Origin of the sequence: Streptomyces sp. SAI-127, from assembly GCF_029894425.1 — a bacterium.
In the GTDB taxonomy this organism is placed as follows: domain Bacteria; phylum Actinomycetota; class Actinomycetes; order Streptomycetales; family Streptomycetaceae; genus Streptomyces.
This window is the reverse complement of the sequence record NZ_JARXYJ010000001.1, coordinates 2,411,966-2,432,159: the sequence shown is the minus strand read 5'-3', so window position 1 is coordinate 2,432,159 and position 20,194 is coordinate 2,411,966. Positions and strand designations below refer to the sequence as shown.

The window sequence follows — 20,194 nt, the reverse complement described above, 5'->3', positions numbered from 1 at the left end:
GGTCATGTAATGACGGTGATTGCGGAGATCCGAGCTTTGTTGGGCCGGCCCGGATTCAATTGGACGGACCCGGCGCCGTGGATCGAAGTGGAGCGGGAATTCGGCATCGAGTTCCCGGCGGACTTTCGTGAGGTCGTGGATGCCTACGGGTCGGTCGAAATCAACGGTCAGCTCTATCTGGAGCATCCCGCCGGTCACCTTCTGCACAACCTCGGAGAATCGATCAGGGGAGATCTCGAACTCTTCCGTGAGGAAGACATGGTGGAGTACCTGCCGAGTCCGGCAGGGGCTAACCCCGGTGAGCTGATGCCGGTGGCCTCGGCCAAGACGGGGGAGTGGGTTTTCCTGCGCGTTCCGGACACCCCCTCGTCGCCTTGGCGGGTCGTGGTGGTGGAGCTCGACAGCCCGGCCTGGACTCTGCACGAGATGACGTTCGGCGAGTGGTTGCTCGCCTACCTCAGGGGCGAGGACGTGACGGTGTGGTCCCGCAACCACGCGCCCGACCGCCCGTTCTTCGAATCCCTGAACTGAACTCGGCACTCGTGGAGCAGAGGAAACACGTGACCGCGACGACCGCACCTCATCTCTCCCGGACTCGGCTGTGGACCTTGCTCGGTGCTGCTGCCGCCGCTGTGGCGGGTGTGATCGGGGTTCTGGTGTGGCTGTTCGGCTCCGACCCCGCGGCTGCCCGCCCACCTCGGCCGGTCTCCCATGTCGACACCGCCACCCGGGCTTGTCTGTTGACGTCCACCGACTCGGATCCGGGCGTCGCGAGGACGTGGGCGGCGATGCGACAGTTGGCCGCGGGCGGTACGTCGAGCGTGGTCGTGCAGCGCTACCGTCTCCCGGACGAAGCGGACGGCGCGACCTACGTCAACACCCTGGTGCAACTGCGCTGTTCGACGATCGTCTTCACCGGGGCCGGGGCGCGCGCGGCCGTGGCGACCACGCTCGCCGCCGGACATCCGCGGGGCGTCCGCTTCGCGGTCGTTGCCGATCGTCCGGTGGCGGGGGCGACGCGGGTGGATCCGGGTTCGGTGAGTGCGCAGGCCCTGGCCGAGCTGATCGGCGGGCGGGAGTGACCATGACGTGCGGCTTCCCAGAGGGGAACCGGCCCGGTCCCATCCCACGGTGACCTGGCTGCGGCTGGTGCTCCCGCCTCCAGGCAGTGCGAGCAGGCGTGGGTCCAATTGCGGACTTCACTGATGCCCAAAGGGGGGCGGCCTTGTCCCTCGCCGAGGGCATGCAGCACACGGGATTCCAGCCGTGCCTGGTCGTTGTCCCTGGCGACAGGCAGCGGTGGTTCCGACCAGTCCCGAAGTTCGCTCAGTCGGCGCCGCGGTACGCCGTCTGTTATGAGGATGCGCAGGGAGGCGGTCTGTCAGACGAGCGCCGGCAAGTCCGCGAGGGGATCAGGTTCAGGGCGGCCGAGCAGTTCGCACAAGAGAAGCCGAGTGCGGCGATCGCGACACCACTGGCGCCGGCCGGCTCGCCGCCGGCCACGACCGTACGCTCCTGCGCCGCTGGTGCCATCGCGCCGTCCACTAGAAGTCCCTGATCCACCTCGCACTGATGTCACTGTCTGCGATACCTCCCGACGCTGTCCCGCTATGGGGAAGTCGCAAGGCGGGCGCCTACCGCGGCCCGATGCCATGCCGGTAGGCGCGGTGCAAGTCAGCCGATTCTCCCCAGATACTCCCCAGCGCCCGACGGGTATCAAAACCCCAGGTCAGAGAACTAGTAGGAGCAGGGAGACGAGATCAACCGCATCACTTCTCCCCAGAGACTCCCCACGGCCGGTTCTGGGGCGAACCGTGAATGATGCGAGGGTAAAGAGTGAAGAGTGACTGATCGTGGTGCGACGAGTTCAGAGCCAGTCCCGTCGCTTGAAAATAACGTACAAACTGACGCAAACCACCCCCATTAGGCCGATCGCGAAGGGGTATCCGAAGCGCCAGCTCAGCTCAGGCATGGAGTCGAAGTTCATCCCGTAGATCGTCCCGACCAGCGTCGGAGCGAACAGAATCGCCGCCCAAGCCGAGATCTTCTTGATCTCCTCGTTCTGTTCGAAGCCCGCCTCCGCCAGCGCCCGCATCTCCGCGTTCTGCTGCTGGGTGACGAGGGTCGCGTTGACCGTGAGGATGTCGGTGAGGGCCTGGCGGAAGCCGTCGACGCGTTCGCTGGTGTGGGTGACGTGGTCGGCGACGTCCCGCAGATAGCGTTGCAGTTCCTCGTCCGTGCCGTACTTCGCGAAGCCGGCCATCAAGGCGTGCAGCATGCCGACCAGGGGGCGGGTGGCGCGCTGGAACTCGACCATTTCGCGGGAGAGTTCGTAGATACGGCGGGAGACCTCCGGGTCGCCGCGGAAGACCTCCGTCTCGATCTCGTCGATGTCGTTCTGGACGCCCGAGACGACCGGCGCGTAGCCGTCGACCACCGCGTCCAGGATGGCGTAGAGGACGGCCTCGGGGCCCAGACTCAGCAGCTCCGGTGTCTTCTCCATGCGGTGGCGGACCGCCGAGAGGTCGGGGGCCGCACCGTGCCGGACCGTGATCACGAAGTCCGGGCCCACGAACACGTGCAGCTCGCCGAAGTCGACCTCCTCGGGGGCGTCCAGATAGCGGGCCGCGCGGAGCACCACGAAGAGCGTGTCGCCGTAGCGCTCCAGCTTCGGGCGCTGATGGGCCTCCATCGCGTCCTCGACGGACAGTGGATGCAGGTCGAACTCCGCGGCCAGGGACAGGAGTTCGCTCTCCGTGGGGCGGGCCAGGCCGATCCAGGCCATTCCGGACGGCTGTTCGCGCAGTTCGCGGAAGGTGTCCGCGAGCGTCGCGGGGGAGGAGACGCGCACGCCGTCGCGGTAGAGAGCCGCCTGGACGATGCTCGGCGGCTCGGCCGTCTCGGGGGCGGGCGGTTCAGCGCCTGGCGCCGGATCCTGAGGCGGGGCGGAAGGCGGGGTCAGGGCACGGCGCCAGGCGGACTTCCTGGAACCCTTGCCGGCGGAGCTCTTCGCGGCGGGGCGGGCGCGTCGCTCGGACATCGTGGCTGCCTCTCGCTCTCGGGTCGAGCCGATGTCGGCGTGATCACGGAGCAGGGTATACGGGGCAAATGACATCGTAGGGGCGAGGCGTCACTGATTCTCGGTGAGAGTTGCGGACAGAAACTGTCCGCAAGCACCTCTAGCGTGTCCCGTATGACCAAGACGACCGCGTCGGCCCCCGTGCTCAGCCCCCGCGCCCTCAATCGCGCGACCCTCGACCGGCAGCTGCTCCTGCGCCGGTCCGGCCTGTCCGCGAAGGCCGCCGTCGGACATCTGCTCGGCCTCCAGGCCCAGAACGTCAAGCCGCCGTACTGCGCGCTCGCCGCCCGCCTCGACGGTTTCGCCCCCGAGGAGCTGTCGGAGCTGATGGCCGACCGCGAGGTCGTCCGGATCGTCACCATGCGCTCGACCATCCACACCCACACCGCCGAGGACTGCCTCACCCTGCGGCCCCTGGTGCAGCCCGCCCGCGACCGCGAACTCATCAACTTCCGCAAGGGGCTTCAGGGCGTCGACCTCGACCGCCTCGCCGTCCTCGCCCGGGAACTCGTCGAGGCAGAGCCGCGCACCATGAAGCAGTTGCGCGAGGCACTCCTCGCCGAGTGGCCGGACGCCGACCCGCAGGCCCTCGCCATCGCCGCCCGCTGCAAGCTCCCCCTCGTCCAGGTCACCCCGCGCGGGCTGTGGGGCAGGAGCGGCCAGGTCGCGCTCACCACGGCCGAGCACTGGCTCGGCCGCCCCGCCGAGCCGACCCCCACCCCCGACGCCACCGTCCTGCGCTACCTCGCCGCGTTCGGCCCCGCCTCCGTCAAGGACATGCAGACCTGGGCCGGACTCACCCGCCTGCGCGACGCCTTCGAGCGGCTCCGCCCCGAGCTGCGAAGCTTCCGCGACGAGAACGGCGTCGAGCTCTTCGACCTCCCCGACGCGTCCCGCCCCGCCGAGGACACCCCGGCGCCGCCCCGCTTCCTGCCGGAGTTCGACAACCTGCTGCTCTCCCACGCCGACCGCACCCGCGTGGTGCCCAAGGAGTACTGGGGCCGCAGCTGGCAGGGCAACCAGGCCTACTGCACGCTCCTCGTCGACGGTTTCCTCGCGGGCATCTGGAAGCTCACCGCGGACGCCCTCGTCGTCGAGCCCTTCGACCGGCTCACCAAGGCCCAGCAGGAGGACGTCACCGCCGAGGGGCAGCGGCTGCTCGGCACACTGCACCCGGGGACGCCGTACGACATCCGGTTCGGGACCGTCGTAGGTAGGTGACCCGGTCCACGAACTGAGGCAGCACGCACACATGGACAGGGGGCGCTGCGGGCCGCTCGTGGTGGCCCGCAACGCCCCCGGCTTCTCACCTGAGGGATGCTCAGGAGAACCTCTGGGGACCTATGAGTTGACCTGCGCGGTCACGAGGCTGGAGAAGGTCGTCAGCCGGGTGTAGACACCCGGGTAGCCGGCCTCCGCGCACCCCTCTCCCCAGGAAGTGATACCTGCCAGGACGCCCCCGATGAGCAGGGGACCGCCGCTGTCGCCCTGGCAGGTGTCTACGCCGCCGGATGTGTATCCGGCGCAAACCATGTCGCTCGCGACGAAGTCGGAGCCGTAGGAACTGGCACAGCTGGAGTTGGACACGATCGGCACGGTCGCGGTCCGCAGCTGGTTGGAGGAGCTGCCGCTCTCCGAGGTGGTGCCCCAGCCGACGATGCGGGCCGTGGTGCCGGCCGCGTACACGCTGGTCTGGGACGAGGAGACGTAGGACGCCGTGGTGTACGGCATCGACGTCGACAGCGTCAGCACGGCCACGTCGTCACCGTTGGTGGCGTCCGTGTAGTCCGGGTTGATCCAGATCTTGCTGACCCGGCTGACCGTGCCGTTGGTGCCGTTGAGGTAGGTGCGGCCGCCGACGACTCTCACACTGCTGGTGGTCTCGCCGACCATGCAGTGGGCCGCGGTGACCACCTTGGTCGCGGAGACCAGCGTGCCGCCGCAGAACTGGTTCTGCGAGGCGTCCGTGATCTGCATCATGAACGGGTACGAGGTCGTGGTCGTCGTCGTACCGCCGACGATGGGCTGGGGAGCGGCGACGGCGGTGGGGGCGCCGAGCAACGCGGTGGCGGCGGCAGCGGCGGTCGCCAGGGCGACGCCGGTGGCCTTCTTCGCACGAGTGAGCCCGAACATCAGTGAGTCTCCTCAGGGTTGCCGGTGGGGGGTCGCGCGGGTGTGGGGGTGTACACGGGGGTCGCGGGACCGACCCCCGTATGCCCGGGCGAGCGGCATGTTCATAAGCTAGAACCCGGAAGTTCCCCTTCCCAATGAGGGAACCCCCTAAGGGAGTTGGGCAGGGAAAACCCTCGGTCCGCCCTGGGCGGAGCCTTTCTGACGACCCCTCGGCTACGGCCGGCGTCCCGCCGCGAGCCGGACGATGTCCACGCGGGAGCGGATCCCGAGCTTGCGGTAGACCCGGGTGAGGGTCGCCTCGACCGTCTTCACGCTGATGAACAGCCGTGCGGCTATCTCCCGGTTGGTGGCGCCCTCCATCACGAGCGCGGCCACCTGACGCTCCATCGCGGCCAGCCCTTCGAGCCCCTCGAGCCCTTCCAGGCCGTCCGGCGCGGCGGTGGGGGCGGGCTCCGGATCCGTCGGCCGGGCCAGCGCGGCCGCCTCCACCTGGCGCAGCCAGGGCAGCGCCCGGCAACGCCTGAAGAGCCGGGCCGCCTCGTCGTACGACGTCGGCCCCGGCCGCCGGGTGCGCAGCTGGGCCAGGGCGAAGGCGGCGCGCGCCTCCTCCAGGCCGTAGCCCAGCTTGGCGAGACGATCCTGCACCGATGTCAACTGGACCACCGCCGCCTCGTGTTCACCGCGCGCCGCCCGCACCAGTGCCTCGGCCCGGTCCAGCACGGCGAGCACGCTCTCCCGGCCCAGCCGGAGCGCGTTCACCCGCGTCACGTCGATGACGTCCTGCGCCTCGCCGGTCTCCCCGATGCGTACGAGGGCCTCGGCGAGGTCGCCCTGCCAGCGGCCGCGCGCCGGGTCCGTGATGCCGAGCCCGAGCTCCAGCTCGCGCACCCGGCGCAGCGAACGGACCGCGCCCTGCGCGTCCCCGGCGACGAGCTGCGCGTACCCGAGGACGGCCAGGCCCCGGGACTCGTACATCTGGTCGCCGTTCTCCTCGGCGTGGTCGACCGCCTCCCGGGCCAGCTCGAGCGCCCGCTCGACACTGCCGCCCGAGGCCTCCGCGATGGAGGCGAGCACGGCCGAGGCCACCTCGCCGATCCCGGTGTCCCGGGCCATCATCAGGCTCTCCCGGGCCAGGTCGAGCGCCCGCCCGCAGTGTCCTGAGCGCAGTTCGGTCTCGGCCACCCCGCGCAGGAAGTGCACCTCGCTCTCGACCGAACCGCGCCGCCGCACCTCGCGCAGCAGGGCGGTGACCGTGGCGCGGGCCTCGGGCAGCTGGTCGCTCATGATCAGCCAGCGGAAGCGGGAGTACCCGGCGCCGTTGTGGTGGCAGGACACCCGCGGGTCCTGGGGCTCCTTCAGCGCGCGCTTGATGGTCGCGGGGGCGTCCGGATGGCCCATGAGGGTCTCCAGCTGGGCCTGGAAGGACAGCGCCATCAGTTCGTTGTAGCGGTCGCCGGCCCTCGCGGCCAGGGCCGCCGAGTGCGCGGCCTCGCCGCGGGCCTCGTCGAAGTCGCCCTCGACGAGCAGGGCCCGCCAGGCCAGCTGGTAGCGGATCAGGGCGAGCAGTTCGGGGTCGTCGCCCGCGTCGGCCAGCGCCTGCGGGAAGACCGCGTCGACCTCGGTCATGGCGTGACCCGCGGTGTCGATCACGATGATCCAGGCCCGCACCCGGTCCGCGGGCACGGTGGCCCGGGTGAGCACGTCACGGGCGATGTCCCGGGCCAGGTCCAGCTCACCGGCGGTGATCGCGTCCTCGGCCGCCGCGAGCCGCCGTACGTCAGGAGCGGGCACACTGTCGGCCGGGGTGTGCCGGGCCGACAGCAGTCCGAGGGAGGCCGCCATCGAGGGTGCGCCCCGGTCCCGGGCCAGGGCCGCGGCCTCGGCCAGCCGGGCGGCCACCTCCGGGTCGGTGCCGATGGTCGCGAGGGCCAGGTGGCGGGCCCGCTCGATCGGGTCGGAGGCCGCCGTGGACAGCGCCCGGTGCGCGTCCCGCCGGTCCTGCGCGGGCGCCTCCGCGTACAGCGCGGCCGAGATCAGCGGATGCGCGAAGCGTACGGCGGGACCCTCGGCCTCCGTCGCGAGCAGGCCCAGCGCGGCCGCCTGGGCCATCTCGGCCTCGGCGTCCCTGCGGCCGGCCGCGTGCAGCAGGGCCGGTGTGGGGCGGGCGCCCGCGCTCGCCACCAGGAGGGTGCGGCGGGCCTCCTCGGACAGCATCTCCAGGCGGCTGAGCACCAGGGCCCGGAGCGACGTGGGCACCGGCAGCGGTTCACCGGGGCGGGGTGGGGTCGGGTTCTCGGTGAGCGCGCGGCCGAGTTCCAGGGCGTAGAACGGGTTGCCGCCGCTGGTGCGGTGGATGTCCCGGACGGTGGAGCGCTGCAGGCCGGTGTAGCCGCGGTGGTCGAGCAGCGCGGCCACCTGAGCGCGGGTGAGCGGGTTGAAGCGGACGGCGAGACTGTCCGGTGGCAACGCGCGTAGATGGCGGTCGTACTCCGGACCGTCGGTCCGGACCGCGCACAGCATCCGGACGGGGATGTCGCCGAGCCTGCGGGCGGCGAAGCCGAGCAGTTCCAGGCTGGCGGGATCCAGCCACTGGACGTCGTCGGCGACGACCAGGACGGGGCGCTCGGCGGCGAGGGCGCGCAGCGCCGACAGCACGGCCAGGCGCAGGGCGAGGCCGTCGCGCTGGAGGGTGGACTCACCGCGTCCGGTCAGCGCCGACTCGAGCGCGGTGCGCTGGGCGGCGGGCAGTTTGTCGGAGACGTCGTCGAGGACCAGGCCGAAGAGGTCGGCCAGGGCCAGGAAGGGGAGGTGGGATTCCGACTCGGTGGCCGAACAGCGCAACACCGTGTGGGCCGCTCCGCCGTATTCCGCGGCCAGGGCCCGCAGGACGGTCGACTTTCCTATTCCGGCCGGGCCGTGCAGGAGCACGCTGCCGCCGCGGGCCAGCTGCTCACGGGCCTGGCCGAACAGCTCGTCCCGTCCGATCACCAGGTCAGGGCGGCATCTCGCGGGCTCCTGGAAGTCGCGTGGCACGGTCACCGCTCCCCTCCCTGTGTCGTGTCCTGGCCAATATTAGGCAGGGTGCTTTGAAATTCGGCGGGAAGAGGTGGTGAGGGAAATAACAACCGGTTCCGCATGGAAAAATTCAAAGCACCCGTGAATGAATGAGATGTCTACCAATGTTACGGGAGGAGCCGGGTTGTCACGGGAGCAGTCCCGCCCGGCGTGCGGCGACCACCGCCTCTCCACGGGTCCTGGCCCCGAGTTTCCGCATGGCCGACCGCAGGTACGCCTTGACCGTCTCGGCTCTCACGCCCAGTCTGTCCGCCGCCGCGGCGTTCGTCGCCCCGGCCGCGACGCAGGCCAGGACGTCCAGCTCGCGCGGTGCCAGAGCGATGCCTTTCGGGGTCCCGGCATCGGGCGTCAGGAGCGCGCAGGCGTCGAGCAGGTCGGCCCGCAGCGCCGGGTCGCCGATCCGCGGGGCCAGCGCCCGCAGCGCCGCGTGCGCCTCCCGGACCTGCTCCCACGTGGAGGTGTCGTCGCGCCGCGGCTCGGCCCGCGCCGTCACCAGCATGTCCCGCGCCTCGTCGTCGACGACCAGCGCCTGTTCCACGTCCCGCGCCGCGTCCACCGCCGCCGTCAGCATGCGGTCGCCGAGCGGCCGGGCGTCCCGCAGAGCGCCGTACAGCACGCCCCGCACCCGGCGCCGTACGACCACCGGCACGGCCAGCACCGAGCGCAGCCCCTCGGCGGCCACGGCGGCGTCGTACTCATGGCTGATCTGCCGGGACATGGAGTAGTCCGCCACGGCGCACGGACGGGCCAGCGCGACCGCCTTGCCGCCGAGGCCGTTGCCCGAGGTCACCGCGAGCGCGAGGAGCGAGGTGGTGGCCGTACCGCTCAGTTCGCTGATCCGGACCCGCGACCGGTCGGGTTCGACCAGACCGCCGAAGGCGACCGGAAGCCCCGTCGTACGCCGCAGCCGCACGAGTGCACGCCGGATCTCCACTGCTCCGCCCGCGTTCACCGACACCTGCTCGTCCCTTCGCTGCGGCACACACCCCCGTTCGGGGGTAGTGAGACCTGCATCACGGATTACACGATGGCAGAGAGCCGCCCGGCAATGGTCCGGCACCAAGGAGGACGCAAGATGACGGCTACGGAGGACTTCCGCGGGGCGCGGGACTTCCTGCTCCAGCACCGCGAGGACTACGCGACGGCGTACGAGGGCTTCGCCTGGCCCCGCCCGCAGCACTTCAACTGGGCGCTCGACTGGTTCGACGTCATCGCCGAGGGCAACGACCGCACGGCCCTGCACATCGTCGAGGAGGACGGCGGCGAGATCCGCCTCTCCTTCGCCGAGATGGCCGAACGGTCCAACCGGGTCGCCAACCTGCTGCGCGAGCGCGGGGTGGAGGCCGAGGACCGCATCCTCGTCATGCTGGGCAACCAGGCGGAGCTGTGGGAGACGGCCCTCGCGGCCATGAAGCTGCGTGCCGTCGTCATCCCGGCGACCCCGCTGCTCGGTCCCGCCGACCTGCGCGACCGCGTCGAGCGCGGCCGGGTGCGGCACGTCCTCGTGCGGGCCGAGGACACCGGCAAGTTCGACGAGGTGCCCGGCGACTACACACGCACCGCCGTCGGCGGCGTACCGGAGGGCTGGCAGCCGTACGAGGACGCGTACACCGCCTCCGAGGAGTTCCTGCCCGACGGCCCGACCCTCGCCGACGACCCGCTGATGCTGTACTTCACCTCCGGTACGACGGCCCGCCCCAAGCTCGTCGAGCACACGCACACCTCGTACCCGATCGGGCACCTGGCGACCATGTACTGGATCGGCCTGAGGCCCGGCGACGTGCATCTGAACATCTCCTCGCCGGGCTGGGCCAAGCACGCCTGGTCCAACCTGTTCGCGCCGTGGAACGCGGAGGCCACCGTCTTCATCCACAACTACACGCGCTTCGACGCGGGCCGTCTGATGTCCGAGATGGACCGGGCGGGGGTCACGACCTTCTGCGCACCGCCGACCGTGTGGCGCATGCTCATCCAGGCCGACCTGACCCAGCTGCGCCGAAAGCCGCGCGAGGTGGTGGCCGCGGGCGAGCCGCTGAACCCCGAGGTCATCGAGCAGGTCCGACGAGCCTGGGGCATCACCATCCGGGACGGCTTCGGTCAGACCGAGACGGCCGTCCAGGTCTCCAACAGCCCCGGGCAGGTGCTGAAGACCGGTTCCATGGGACGCCCGAGCCCCGGCTTCAAGGTGGAGCTCCTCGACCCGGTGTCCGGCGCGCCCGGCGCGGCCGAGGGCGAGATCGCGCTCGACCTGTCGGCCCGGCCGGTAGGCCTGATGACCGGCTACCACGGCGACCCGGACCGCACGGCGGAGGCGATGGCGGGCGGTTACTACCGGACCGGCGACGTGGCGTCGAGGGACGAGGAGGGATACCTGACCTACATCGGGCGCGGCGACGACGTCTTCAAGGCCTCCGACTACAAGATCAGCCCCTTCGAGCTGGAGAGCGCGCTCCTCGAACACGAAGCGGTGGCCGAGGCGGCCGTCGTGCCCGCGCCGGACGAGCTGCGGCTCGCGGTCCCGAAGGCGTACGTCGTCCTTGCGGAGGGCTGGGAGCCCGGTCCCGATACCGCCAAGGTGCTGTTCGAGCACTCCCGGGAGTCGCTGGCGCCGTACAAGCGGATCCGGCGGCTGGAGTTCGCGGAGCTGCCCAAGACGGTGTCCGGCAAGATCAGGCGGATCGAACTGCGTGAGGCGACGGCGGCGGGGTCGGACGCCGAGTACCGCGAGGAGGACTTCCGGTGAACTCGTACACGCACGGCGTGAGCACGACGCAGCTGCTCGGCGACACCATCGGCGACAACCTGGACCGGGCCGTGGCCACCTGGCCGGAGCGCGAGGCGCTCGTCGACGTGCCGTCCGGGCGGCGTTGGACGTACGCCCGGTTCGGCGCCGAGGTCGACGAGCTGGCGTCCGCGCTGCTCGCCTCCGGGGTCGCCAAGGGCGACCGGGTGGGGATCTGGGCGGTCAACTGTCCCGAGTGGGTGCTCGTGCAGTACGCCACCGCGCGGATCGGCGCGGTCATGGTGAACATCAACCCGGCGTACCGCACGCACGAGGTCGAGTACGTCCTCAACCAGGCGGGGGTCTCCCTGCTGTTCGCCTCGCTCAGCCACAAGAGCAGCGACTACCGGGCGATGGTCGACGAAGTGCGCGGCAGGTGCCGGGAGTTGCGGGAGGTCGTGTACTTCGGCCACCCGAGCTGGGGGGAGTTGCTGGGGCGCGGCGGCCGTGACGCGGCGTACCCGGAGCTGTCCTGCGACGACCCGATCAACATCCAGTACACCTCGGGCACGACGGGCTTCCCCAAGGGGGCCACCCTCTCCCACCACAACATCCTCAACAACGGGTACTTCGTGGGCGAGTCGATCGCCTACAGCGAGCAGGACCGGGTCTGCGTCCCGGTGCCCTTCTACCACTGCTTCGGCATGGTGATGGGCAACCTGGCGGCGACCTCGCACGGCGCCTGCGTGGTCATCCCGGCCCCGTCCTTCGACCCGGCGGCGACGCTGCGCGCGGTCCAGCAGGAGCGCTGTACCTCGCTCTACGGCGTTCCGACCATGTTCATCGCGGAGCTGAACCTCCCCGACTTCGCGACGTACGACCTCTCCTCCCTGCGCACCGGCATCATGGCGGGCTCGCCCTGCCCGGTGGAGGTGATGAAGCGGGTGGTCGCCGAGATGCACATGGCGGAGGTGTCCATCTGCTACGGCATGACCGAGACGTCCCCGGTGTCCTTGCAGACCCGCAGGGACGACGACCTCGAGCACCGCACCGGCACGGTCGGCCGCGTCCTGCCGCACATCGAGGTCAAGGTCGTCGACCCGGCGACGGGGGTCACCCAACCTCGGGGCACCGCTGGGGAGTTGTGCACCCGCGGCTACAGCGTGATGCTCGGCTACTGGAACGAGCCCGAGAAGACGGCGGAGGCCGTGGACGCCGGACGCTGGATGCACACCGGTGACCTGGCGACGATGCGCGAGGACGGCTACGTCGAGATCGTCGGCCGCATCAAGGACATGATCATCCGGGGCGGCGAGAACATCTACCCGCGCGAGATCGAGGAGTTCCTCTACGGCCACCCGAAGATCGCGGACGTCCAGGTCGTCGGGGTACCCCATGAGCGCTACGGCGAGGAGGTGCTGGCCTGCGTCATCCCACGGGACCCGGCGCACCCGCCGACCCTGGAGGACCTCCGCGGCTTCTGCGAGGGACGGCTGGCCCACTACAAGATCCCGAGCCGGCTGAGGATCCTCGACGCCTTCCCGATGACGGTGTCCGGGAAGGTGCGCAAGGTCGAACTGCGGGAGACGTACGCGGGGGAGTGAGCACGCCGCCGACCGGTACCTCGCCCGCCGACGGGGCTGCCGCGCACCGGCGACGCGCAGACCGGCCCTCCTGTGCCTTGCGCGCCGTGTGCCTGGGGTTGGTTCTGGCGGGCCGGTGGGGTGGGGCCGTCACCGGCCTGTAGCTCGTCTCGGTGGCTGCGCTGGGCAGGCGGGACCGGTGGCTTCGCGTGCTGGGAGCCTGGGGTGGTTCTGGTGGGCCGGGTGCGGGTGCCGTCGGCCGCGCGTCGGTGTCGGTGGCCGCGCGCGGCAGGCGGGACCGGTGGCTTCATGTCGAACGTCTGGCGGGCTGGTGGGGTGCGGCCGTCACCGGCCCGTAGCTCGCCTCGGTGACTGCGCGGGGCAGGCGGGACCGGTGGCTTCGTGTGCCAGGAGCCTGGGGTGGTTCTGGACGGCTGGGCCGGGGCGGGGTCATCAGGTGGCCAGTGTCCGCGAGCCGCTCCCTGTCGGGGAGGAGTCCCGGGCGGCCGGGTTCAGCCTGCCGTTCGTCGGGCGTGGCAGTCGTCGGAGTCGGCTCGAACCGTCGGAGGCCTAACCTCCCAGTTCGTCGGCCAGGCTGTTCACCGGTTGTGGTGTGCCCGTCAGGTCCAGGACGAACAGGGGGACGCCGAGGGAGTCGGCGCGGGCGCGGGCCTCGGTCGTGTAGCCGGCCAGTGAGAAGTACACGCAGTGCGCGGACTCCGTCATGGCCGTCAGCCACAGGCACTCCACGTCCCGCAGCGAGGCCGGCCGCACGGTCGGGTCGACCTGGGCCAGCAGCCCGCGGGCCGCGAGACCGATGCCGGACGGCGGACGCTGGTCCGCGCGCCGGATGTCCTGGTAGCCGAGCCAGCGCAGATACAGCGCGGCGACGGTCACCGCGTCGCGCGCGGTGCGGATGGTGATCGGCTGGAAGGCGCGGCGCGGGGGAGCGGAGGCGTCCTCGTCCGGCTCCGCCCCGGGGCCGGTGTCCCCGGCCACCGGAATCCGCAGGACCGTCCCGCAGGCACAGCCCAGCTCCGGCTGCGGCCACTCGGCCTTGCGGCCGCAGGCCGCGCACTCCACGGCGACCCACGCCTCCTCCCACACCTGGTGGGTGACGGCCGTGGGCGCGCCGTGCCGGTCCAGTGGCGGACAGATGGGGGCGCCGCACTCGCAGGGGTACGACGGCGCCGCGTAGAGGTGCTCGCGCCGGCAGACCGGACAGCGCACCGACACGCTCTCGGACATGGCCTCATCGTCCTCCAGGAGGCCTCCCTCTGTCCGTCTCTTGGCCACCTTCGTCTCTTGACGGTCCTGGCCCGCCCACTTACATTGCTTCCAGATAGTAGAAAAGTTATTCCGCGATACGGAAGTGCTCGCCGCGGGGCGCGACGGGAGTACGCATCCGACAGCCGAAGCAGTTGAAGCAGTCGAAGCAGGAGTACTCGATGGCTCGAATGACCGCTGCCCGCGCGGCAGTTGAGATCCTCAAGCGCGAAGGTGTCACGGACGCGTTCGGTGTCCCCGGCGCGGCGATCAACCCCTTCTACGCGGCGCTCAGGGCCTCCGGGGGCATCCACCACACCCTCGCCCGCCATGTCGAGGGCGCCTCGCACATGGCCGAGGGCTACACCCGCACTCACGCGGGCAACATCGGTGTCTGCATCGGCACGTCGGGACCCGCAGGCACCGACATGATCACCGGCCTGTACTCCGCGACCGGCGACTCCGTCCCGATCCTGTGCATCACGGGCCAGGCCCCGACCGCCGTGATCCACAAGGAGGACTTCCAGGCCGTCGACATCGCCTCCATCGCGAGGCCGGTGACGAAGATGGCGGTCACCGTCCTGGAGGCGGCCCAGGTCCCCGGCGTCTTCCAGCAGGCCTTCCACCTCATGCGCTCCGCCCGCCCCGGCCCCGTCCTCATCGACCTGCCGATCGACGTCCAGTTGACGGAGATCGAGTTCGATCCGGAGACGTACCAGCCGCTCCCGGTCTACAAGCCGGCCGCGAGCCGCGCGCAGATCGAGAAGGCGCTCGGTCTCCTCAACGAGTCCGAGCGTCCGCTGATCGTCGCCGGCGGCGGTGTCATCAACGCCGACGCCGCCGAACTCCTCGTCGAGTTCGCTGAGTTGACCGGCACACCGGTCGTCCCGACCCTCATGGGCTGGGGCGTCCTGCCCGACGACCACGAGCTCAACGCCGGCATGGTGGGCCTGCAGACCTCGCACCGCTACGGCAACGCCACCTTCCTGGAGTCCGACTTCGTCCTCGGCATCGGCAACCGCTGGGCCAACCGCCACACCGGCAAACTGGACGTGTACACGGCGGGCCGGAAGTTCGTCCACGTCGACGTCGAGCCGACCCAGATCGGCAGGATCTTCGCGCCGGACTACGGCATCGCCTCCGACGCCAAGGCGGCCCTGGAGCTCTTCGTCGAGGTGGCAAGGGAGTCGAGGGCCGCGGGCAGGCTCCCCGACCGCTCGGCCTGGGCGGCCTCCGCGCAGGAGAAGAAGGCGACCCTCCAGCGCCGTACGCACTTCGACGACATCCCGATCAAGCCGCAGCGTGTCTACGAGGAGATGAACAAGGCCTTCGGCCCCGAGACCCGGTACGTCTCCACGATCGGCCTCTCCCAGATCGCCGGCGCCCAGATGCTGCACGTCTTCAGGCCGCGCCACTGGATCAACTGCGGCCAGGCGGGCCCGCTGGGCTGGACGATCCCGGCCGCGCTGGGAGTCGCCAAGGCCGACCCGGAGGCACAGGTCGTCGCCCTCTCCGGCGACTACGACTTCCAGTTCATGATCGAGGAGCTGGCCGTCGGGGCCCAGCACAGGATTCCGTACATCCACGTCCTGGTGAACAACTCCTACCTGGGCCTGATCCGCCAGGCCCAGCGCGCCTTCGACATCGACTTCCAGGTCAACCTGGAGTTCGAGAACGTCAACTCCCCGGAACTGGGCGTCTACGGCGTCGACCACGTCAAGGTCGCCGAGGGCCTCGGCTGCAAGGCGATCCGGGTGACCGACCCGGCGGAACTGGGCGCTGCCCTGGAACAGGCGAAGAAGCTCGCCGCCGAGTTCCAGGTCCCGGTCGTCGTCGAGGCCATCCTGGAGCGGGTCACCAACATCTCCATGTCGACGACGAACGACATAGGCAACGTGGTCGAGTTCGAGGAGATCGCGACGGAGCCGGGCCACGCGCCGACGTCGATCAAGCCGCTCAAGGTCTGACACCGCGCACAGCTGAAGGGCGGTCCCACCGTAATGGTCGGACCGCCCTTTCCCGTGCCCGGCTCCCCCGAGGCCGTCCCCCGTCGCGGGGCCCGCCGCCCCCGTGCCGGCGGGCCTCACCCGTAGAGAATGTGCCCGAGGCAGGGCCCGCTTGAAGCCCCTTGAATCATGTTCAGAGGTTGATTTGAGGGTTCCGTATCCGGCCTACGACCGCTGCCGTACGCCCGTTCACTGCCCGTGGAGTTCGGACAGCCCCGGCCAGTCGTCGGGACCGCCGCCCTGCCACTCCACGATGTCGTCGTCCTCGACCTCGATCCGGTCCAGGTCGGCGAGCCGGAGCAACTCCACGACGTCGTCCAGGTGCGAGGCGACGCCGAGGTTCTCGTCGTCCACGGTGACCCGCCGCGATCCGTCCAGGGCCGGAGCGTGCACCACCACATGCGGATGCTGTGTCGGATGTGCTGCCATGCCTACAGCGTGCTGCGGTCGGCCGGAATCCGCACCCCGGTGACCGCACCCGCCGCACGGCGGAGCGCCGGACACGGGACCGTCCGTGTCCGGCGCTCCGCATTCCTGCGGGTCCTGCCGGGACCGCGGCGGCCGCGACGGAACCGGGGCGCGCTCCTTCCCTCAGGTCGAAGAAGGAGGGCCCGGGACCTTCACCACCGCACTGGCTCGCACGCCGCCGCGGTCCTCCCCTGTCCGCACCCGGTACCGGGCGACCACCCCTCATCCGGGTCGCCGGGCGCGTCGGGTGCGGTCAGGGTGTCTCAGTCCTCGCGCAGCGCGAGGTCATGGGTTTCCGGTCCGCGGCGGCGCCTGGGCGCGACAGGACAGATGTCAGCGCCGCCGCGGACCGGAAGTCGGGATCAGACCCGGGCGCCGGACAGGCGCTCCACGGCCCTCAGCAGCGCCGAGTGGTCCAGGCCCCCGTCGCCCTGCGCACGCAGACTGGCGACCAGCTGGGCGACCACGGCGCCGACGGGCAGGGCCGCGCCGACATTGCGGGCGGCGTCGGTGACGATGCCCATGTCCTTGTGGTGCAGGTCGATACGGAAGCCCGGCTTGAAGTCGCGCTGAAGGAAGTTGTCCTTCTTGCGGGTCAGCACGGTCGAGCCGGCGAGACCGCCGCCCAGCACGTCCAAGGCGGCCTTGAGGTCCACGCCCGACTTCTCCAGGAAGACCACGGCCTCGGCGCACGCCTGGATGTTCACGGCGACGATCAGCTGGTTCGCGGCCTTCACGGTCTGGCCCGAGCCGTGCGGACCGCACAGCACGATGGTCTTGCCGAGCGCCTCGAAGACCGGCTCGGCCTCGTCGAAGTCGGCCTGCTCACCGCCGACCATGATGGACAGCACGGCCTCGATCGCACCGGCCTCGCCGCCGGACACCGGCGCGTCCAGGACGCGGATGCCCTTCTCCTGGGCCGCCTTCGCCAGGTCGACCGAGGTCTGCGGGGTGATCGAGGACATGTCGATCAGCAGGGCGCCGGAGCGGGCGTTGTCCAGGATGCCCTCGGGGCCGTATGCGATGGCCTCGACCTGCGGGGAGGCGGGCACCATCGTGATGATCACGTCGGCGTCCCGCACGGCCTCGGCGATCGAACCGGCCGCGGTGCCGCCGGCGGCGGTCAGCCGGTCCAGCTTGTCCTGTTCGAGGGTGAAGCCGGTGACGTCGTAACCCGCCTTGACCAGGTTCTCGGACATGGGGGAGCCCATGATGCCGAGACCTATCCAGGCGATCTTGGGGAGGTTGCTCATGATCGGGGGTGCCTTTCCGGGAAGGGGGTCAGCGGGGCAGCCAGTCGAAGGCCTCGGCGCTCGGGCGGTCGCCCGGCTTGTACTCGAGGCCGACCCAGCCGTCGTAGCCCGCCTTCTTCAGCCGGCCGAGGAGGTCTTCGAGGGGGAGTGAGCCGGTACCGGGCGCGCCGCGGCCCGGGTTGTCGGCGATCTGCACGTGGCCGGTCTTCGGGGTGAACTCCTCGATCACCGCCGGCAGGTCCTCGCCGTTCATGGACAGGTGGTACAGGTCCATGAGGAACTTCGCGTTGCCGAGGCCGGTCGCGTCGTTGACCTTGTCGACGATCCCCACCGCCGCGGGCGCGCTCACCAGCGGGTACAGCGGCGACTCCGGCTTGTTGAGGGCCTCGATCAGGAGGATCGCGCCGATCCGGTCGGCCGCGCGGGCCGCGAGGACCAGGTTCTCCAGCGCGAGCGCGTCCTGCTCGGCCGGGTCCACGCCCTCGACGCGGTTGCCGTACAGGGCGTTGAGCGCCGTGGCGCCGAGTGATGCGGCGAAGTCGGCGACCACGTCGATGTTGGCGCGGAACCGCTCCGACTCCACGCCGGGGACGGACAGGGCACCGCGGTCGGGGCCCGGCAGCCGGCCGGCGTAGAAGTTGAGGCCCGTGAGCTGGACGCCCGCGTCCTCGATCGCCTTCTTCAGGGCGTCGAGCTCGGACCGCTCGGGGGTGGGGGTGTCGATCCAGGGCCACCACAGTTCGACCGCGGTGAAGCCGGCCGCGGCGGCTGCCGCGGGGCGCTCCAGGAGCGGGAGTTCCGTGAAGAGGATCGACAGGTTGACGTTGAAGCGCTGCTCTGCGGCTGTCTCCCATGGAAACCCTGGCATGTCGCGGGCGCTCCTTCCGTGGCGAGTATTTCCGTAATGTGGAAATTAGTTTCTGCTTATTGGAAGATTGCCGTCGGGTTGAAGGCGTTGTCAAGAGGGCTCGGCGGAAAACGGCACCGCGCGTTAGGTTGTGCGCGTGCGATTGCGAGTGGAGTTCACGACCGAGCCGTTCGACCTCGACGAGGCCCCGGCGCACGCGCTCGTGGCCCGCGAGGTCATCGAGGCGGCCGAACTGGACGCGGTGGACGTCGGCCCGTTCGGCAACACGGCGGAAGGCGGCGCCGACGAGGTGCTCACCGCCGTGGACGCCCTGCTGCGCAGGACCCTGGCCTCCGGCGCGACCCGGATCTCCCTTCAGGTGAACGTGCTCGGGGAGGCGGACGCGTGAGCGCCGACGAGCCGTTCATCACGGCGGTCAAGCCGCTGGTCGACGCCATGGGCGGCGAGATGCTCCCGCCGGACGAGGCCGGCCCCGACGACGTCGTGCTCTCCTGGCAGGGCGCCGACGTGGTCGCCGTGCGACTGCCGCAGCTCGCGGACTCCCTCGACCACATCCTGGCCGCCATGGAGCGCAAGCGGGGCAAGCCGCTCGCGGACCTGGACCGCAAGGCCAAGCAGGAGGTCGTACGGATATTGGAGGCGCGTGGCGCCTTCTCCGTACGGCACGGTGTGGAGACCGTGGCGAGCGCGCTCGGGGTGAGCCGCTTCACGGTCTACAACTATCTGAACCGGGACAAAGCGTAGGGAAAGAGCCCCGGCGGGTTTCGTAACCCCGAATTTTCAACAAAGTGTTGACGTGGTGTCGCGGGGAGGCGTTAGCTGACTCCGTGACTTCGACTTCCACGTCCCCCGGCCTGGCCCGGTTCAACGTCCTGGAGGAGCACGCGGCCCACGCGGTGCTCATCGAGGCGTGCGCCTCCACGGCGTGGGCTCGGCGTCTGCTCGCCGCCCGCCCCTACGCGACCGCGGAGGACCTCTACGCCACCAGCGACGCCGCCATGGCCGAGCTGACCCCCGACGACCTCGCCGAGGCCATGGCCGGTCACCCGCCGATCGGCCGTCCCAAGCCAGGGGACCCGACCTCGGCCCGCGAGCAGCGCGGCATGGCGGGCGCCTCCGAGGAACTCAAGGCGGAGATGCTCGAACTGAACCTGGCGTACCAGGAGAGGTTCGGCCATGTCTTCCTGATCTGCGCGACCGGCCGCACCGGCGAGCAGATGCGCGACGCGGTCAGGGAGCGGATCGGCAACGCGCCGGCGCGGGAACGCGAGATCGTCCGCACCGAGCTGGGCAAGATCAACCGTATCCGGCTCGCCCGCATCGTCGAAGAGGACGCCTGACCATGAGTACGAGCACCACCGCCTCCGTGTCCACGCACATCCTGGACACCAGTGTCGGCCGCCCCGCCGGGGGAGTCGCCGTCCGGCTCTCCGCCCGCCCCGGGCGCGAGGCGGACTGGCAGGCGCTCGGCGGCTCCGCGACCGACGCGGACGGGCGGTGCAAGGACCTGCCGGCGCTGCCGGAGGGGACCACCCACGTACGGCTCGATTTCGAGGTCGAACCGTATTTCTTGAAGAAGCAAGCCGATGCGCAGCAGGACGCCCCCGCGAATCGGGACAGCGGTGCGACCGGAGCGTTCTTCCCCGAGGTGGCGATCACCTTCGCCGTGAACCCGGGCGAGCACTACCACGTACCGCTGCTGCTCAACCCGTTCGGCTACTCCGTTTACCGAGGGAGCTAG

General features: G+C 70.6%; 18 protein-coding genes. 10 read left to right on the top strand and 8 right to left on the bottom strand.

The features are described from left to right. Positions 1-9: 9 nt before the first annotated feature. Both M2157_RS11380 and M2157_RS11375 read left to right on the top strand, forming a co-directional pair. Positions 10-531, top strand: a complete 522-nt coding sequence (locus tag M2157_RS11380; RefSeq protein WP_280865180.1) for an SMI1/KNR4 family protein — start codon at positions 10-12, stop codon at positions 529-531. A 29-nt stretch (positions 532-560) separates the two neighbouring features. After that, positions 561-1,082: a hypothetical protein gene (locus M2157_RS11375; RefSeq protein ID WP_280865179.1), complete on the top strand. Its 522-nt coding sequence runs from the start codon at positions 561-563 to the stop codon at positions 1,080-1,082. A 785-nt stretch (positions 1,083-1,867) separates the two neighbouring features. On the opposite strand, the gene M2157_RS11370 is transcribed toward M2157_RS11375, so the two are convergent. Next, positions 1,868-3,040: a magnesium and cobalt transport protein CorA gene (locus M2157_RS11370; RefSeq protein ID WP_280861687.1), complete on the bottom strand. Its 1,173-nt coding sequence runs from the start codon at positions 3,038-3,040 to the stop codon at positions 1,868-1,870. Positions 3,041-3,193: 153 nt separating this feature from the next. Here M2157_RS11370 and M2157_RS11365 point away from each other — a divergent pair, with 153 nt between their 5' ends. Further along, complete coding sequence (locus tag M2157_RS11365) at positions 3,194-4,300, top strand: winged helix DNA-binding domain-containing protein (protein WP_280865178.1); 1,107 nt, start codon at positions 3,194-3,196, stop codon at positions 4,298-4,300. A 120-nt stretch (positions 4,301-4,420) separates the two neighbouring features. Here the strand turns inward: M2157_RS11365 and M2157_RS11360 are convergent, their stop codons facing one another. The 3 genes from M2157_RS11360 to M2157_RS11350 form a co-directional block, all read right to left on the bottom strand. Beyond that, a complete protein-coding gene (locus tag M2157_RS11360) occupies positions 4,421-5,212 on the bottom strand; it encodes a serine protease (protein WP_266509784.1) in 792 nt (263 codons plus the stop codon). A gap of 213 nt (positions 5,213-5,425) precedes the next feature. Continuing rightward, the gene (locus M2157_RS11355; RefSeq protein WP_280865177.1) at positions 5,426-8,251 is read right to left on the bottom strand and encodes a LuxR family transcriptional regulator; all 2,826 of its coding nucleotides are present in this window, start codon (positions 8,249-8,251) and stop codon (positions 5,426-5,428) included. Between the two features lie 163 nt (positions 8,252-8,414). After that, complete coding sequence (locus tag M2157_RS11350; RefSeq protein WP_280863746.1) at positions 8,415-9,245, bottom strand: helix-turn-helix transcriptional regulator; 831 nt, start codon at positions 9,243-9,245, stop codon at positions 8,415-8,417. 117 nt (positions 9,246-9,362) lie between these two features. Between M2157_RS11350 and M2157_RS11345 the strand changes: the two genes are divergently transcribed. Beyond that, positions 9,363-11,030, top strand: a complete 1,668-nt coding sequence (locus M2157_RS11345; protein ID WP_280865176.1) for an AMP-binding protein — start codon at positions 9,363-9,365, stop codon at positions 11,028-11,030. Continuing rightward, positions 11,027-12,613 carry an AMP-binding protein gene (locus M2157_RS11340; protein ID WP_280865175.1) on the top strand — a complete coding sequence of 529 codons (1,587 nt, stop codon included), beginning with the start codon at positions 11,027-11,029 and terminating at the stop codon, positions 12,611-12,613. The genes M2157_RS11345 and M2157_RS11340 overlap by 4 nt, the downstream gene beginning before the upstream one ends. Before the next feature lie 549 nt (positions 12,614-13,162). Here the strand turns inward: M2157_RS11340 and M2157_RS11335 are convergent. Continuing rightward, on the bottom strand, positions 13,163-13,840 hold the full coding sequence (locus M2157_RS11335) for a hypothetical protein (protein WP_280861682.1): 678 nt from the start codon (positions 13,838-13,840) through the stop codon (positions 13,163-13,165). 200 nt (positions 13,841-14,040) lie between these two features. Between M2157_RS11335 and gcl the strand changes: the two genes are divergently transcribed. Continuing rightward, positions 14,041-15,825: a glyoxylate carboligase gene (gene gcl / locus M2157_RS11330; protein WP_280865174.1), complete on the top strand. Its 1,785-nt coding sequence runs from the start codon at positions 14,041-14,043 to the stop codon at positions 15,823-15,825. A gap of 228 nt (positions 15,826-16,053) precedes the next feature. Here the strand turns inward: gcl and M2157_RS11325 are convergent, their stop codons facing one another. From M2157_RS11325 to M2157_RS11315, 3 genes are all read right to left on the bottom strand, one after another. Further along, positions 16,054-16,293, bottom strand: coding sequence for a hypothetical protein (locus M2157_RS11325; RefSeq protein ID WP_266509798.1), 240 nt, complete (start codon positions 16,291-16,293; stop codon positions 16,054-16,056). A 401-nt stretch (positions 16,294-16,694) separates the two neighbouring features. Further along, positions 16,695-17,585, bottom strand: coding sequence for a 2-hydroxy-3-oxopropionate reductase (locus M2157_RS11320; protein WP_280861680.1), 891 nt, complete (start codon positions 17,583-17,585; stop codon positions 16,695-16,697). A gap of 28 nt (positions 17,586-17,613) precedes the next feature. Beyond that, the gene (locus M2157_RS11315) at positions 17,614-18,453 is read right to left on the bottom strand and encodes a TIM barrel protein (protein WP_280865173.1); all 840 of its coding nucleotides are present in this window, start codon (positions 18,451-18,453) and stop codon (positions 17,614-17,616) included. A gap of 136 nt (positions 18,454-18,589) precedes the next feature. Between M2157_RS11315 and M2157_RS11310 the strand changes: the two genes are divergently transcribed. The 4 genes from M2157_RS11310 to uraH all read left to right on the top strand — a co-directional run bounded on the left by M2157_RS11310 (position 18,590) and on the right by uraH (position 20,194). Then, complete coding sequence (locus M2157_RS11310; protein WP_079162710.1) at positions 18,590-18,841, top strand: hypothetical protein; 252 nt, start codon at positions 18,590-18,592, stop codon at positions 18,839-18,841. 47 nt (positions 18,842-18,888) lie between these two features. Continuing rightward, complete coding sequence (locus M2157_RS11305) at positions 18,889-19,197, top strand: helix-turn-helix domain-containing protein (RefSeq protein ID WP_280868191.1); 309 nt, start codon at positions 18,889-18,891, stop codon at positions 19,195-19,197. A gap of 83 nt (positions 19,198-19,280) precedes the next feature. Further along, a complete protein-coding gene (gene uraD, locus M2157_RS11300; RefSeq protein WP_280865172.1) occupies positions 19,281-19,793 on the top strand; it encodes a 2-oxo-4-hydroxy-4-carboxy-5-ureidoimidazoline decarboxylase in 513 nt (170 codons plus the stop codon). A gap of 2 nt (positions 19,794-19,795) precedes the next feature. Then, a complete protein-coding gene (uraH, locus tag M2157_RS11295) occupies positions 19,796-20,194 on the top strand; it encodes a hydroxyisourate hydrolase (RefSeq protein WP_280865171.1) in 399 nt (132 codons plus the stop codon).

Excerpts from the sequence above, each read along its gene's own strand:
- M2157_RS11380 (WP_280865180.1), top strand. The coding sequence starts at position 10 with ATGACGGTGATTGCGGAGATCCGAGCTTTGTTGGGCCGGCCCGGATTC.
- M2157_RS11370 (WP_280861687.1), bottom strand. The coding sequence starts at position 3,040 with ATGTCCGAGCGACGCGCCCGCCCCGCCGCGAAGAGCTCCGCCGGCAAG.
- M2157_RS11365 (WP_280865178.1), top strand. The coding sequence starts at position 3,194 with ATGACCAAGACGACCGCGTCGGCCCCCGTGCTCAGCCCCCGCGCCCTC.
- M2157_RS11360 (WP_266509784.1), bottom strand. The coding sequence starts at position 5,212 with ATGTTCGGGCTCACTCGTGCGAAGAAGGCCACCGGCGTCGCCCTGGCG.
- M2157_RS11345 (WP_280865176.1), top strand. The coding sequence starts at position 9,363 with ATGACGGCTACGGAGGACTTCCGCGGGGCGCGGGACTTCCTGCTCCAG.
- M2157_RS11335 (WP_280861682.1), bottom strand. The coding sequence starts at position 13,840 with ATGTCCGAGAGCGTGTCGGTGCGCTGTCCGGTCTGCCGGCGCGAGCAC.
- gcl (WP_280865174.1), top strand. The coding sequence starts at position 14,041 with ATGGCTCGAATGACCGCTGCCCGCGCGGCAGTTGAGATCCTCAAGCGC.
- M2157_RS11325 (WP_266509798.1), bottom strand. The coding sequence starts at position 16,293 with ATGGCAGCACATCCGACACAGCATCCGCATGTGGTGGTGCACGCTCCG.
- M2157_RS11320 (WP_280861680.1), bottom strand. The coding sequence starts at position 17,585 with ATGAGCAACCTCCCCAAGATCGCCTGGATAGGTCTCGGCATCATGGGC.
- M2157_RS11315 (WP_280865173.1), bottom strand. The coding sequence starts at position 18,453 with ATGCCAGGGTTTCCATGGGAGACAGCCGCAGAGCAGCGCTTCAACGTC.
- M2157_RS11305 (WP_280868191.1), top strand. The coding sequence starts at position 18,889 with ATGGGCGGCGAGATGCTCCCGCCGGACGAGGCCGGCCCCGACGACGTC.
- uraH (WP_280865171.1), top strand. The coding sequence starts at position 19,796 with ATGAGTACGAGCACCACCGCCTCCGTGTCCACGCACATCCTGGACACC.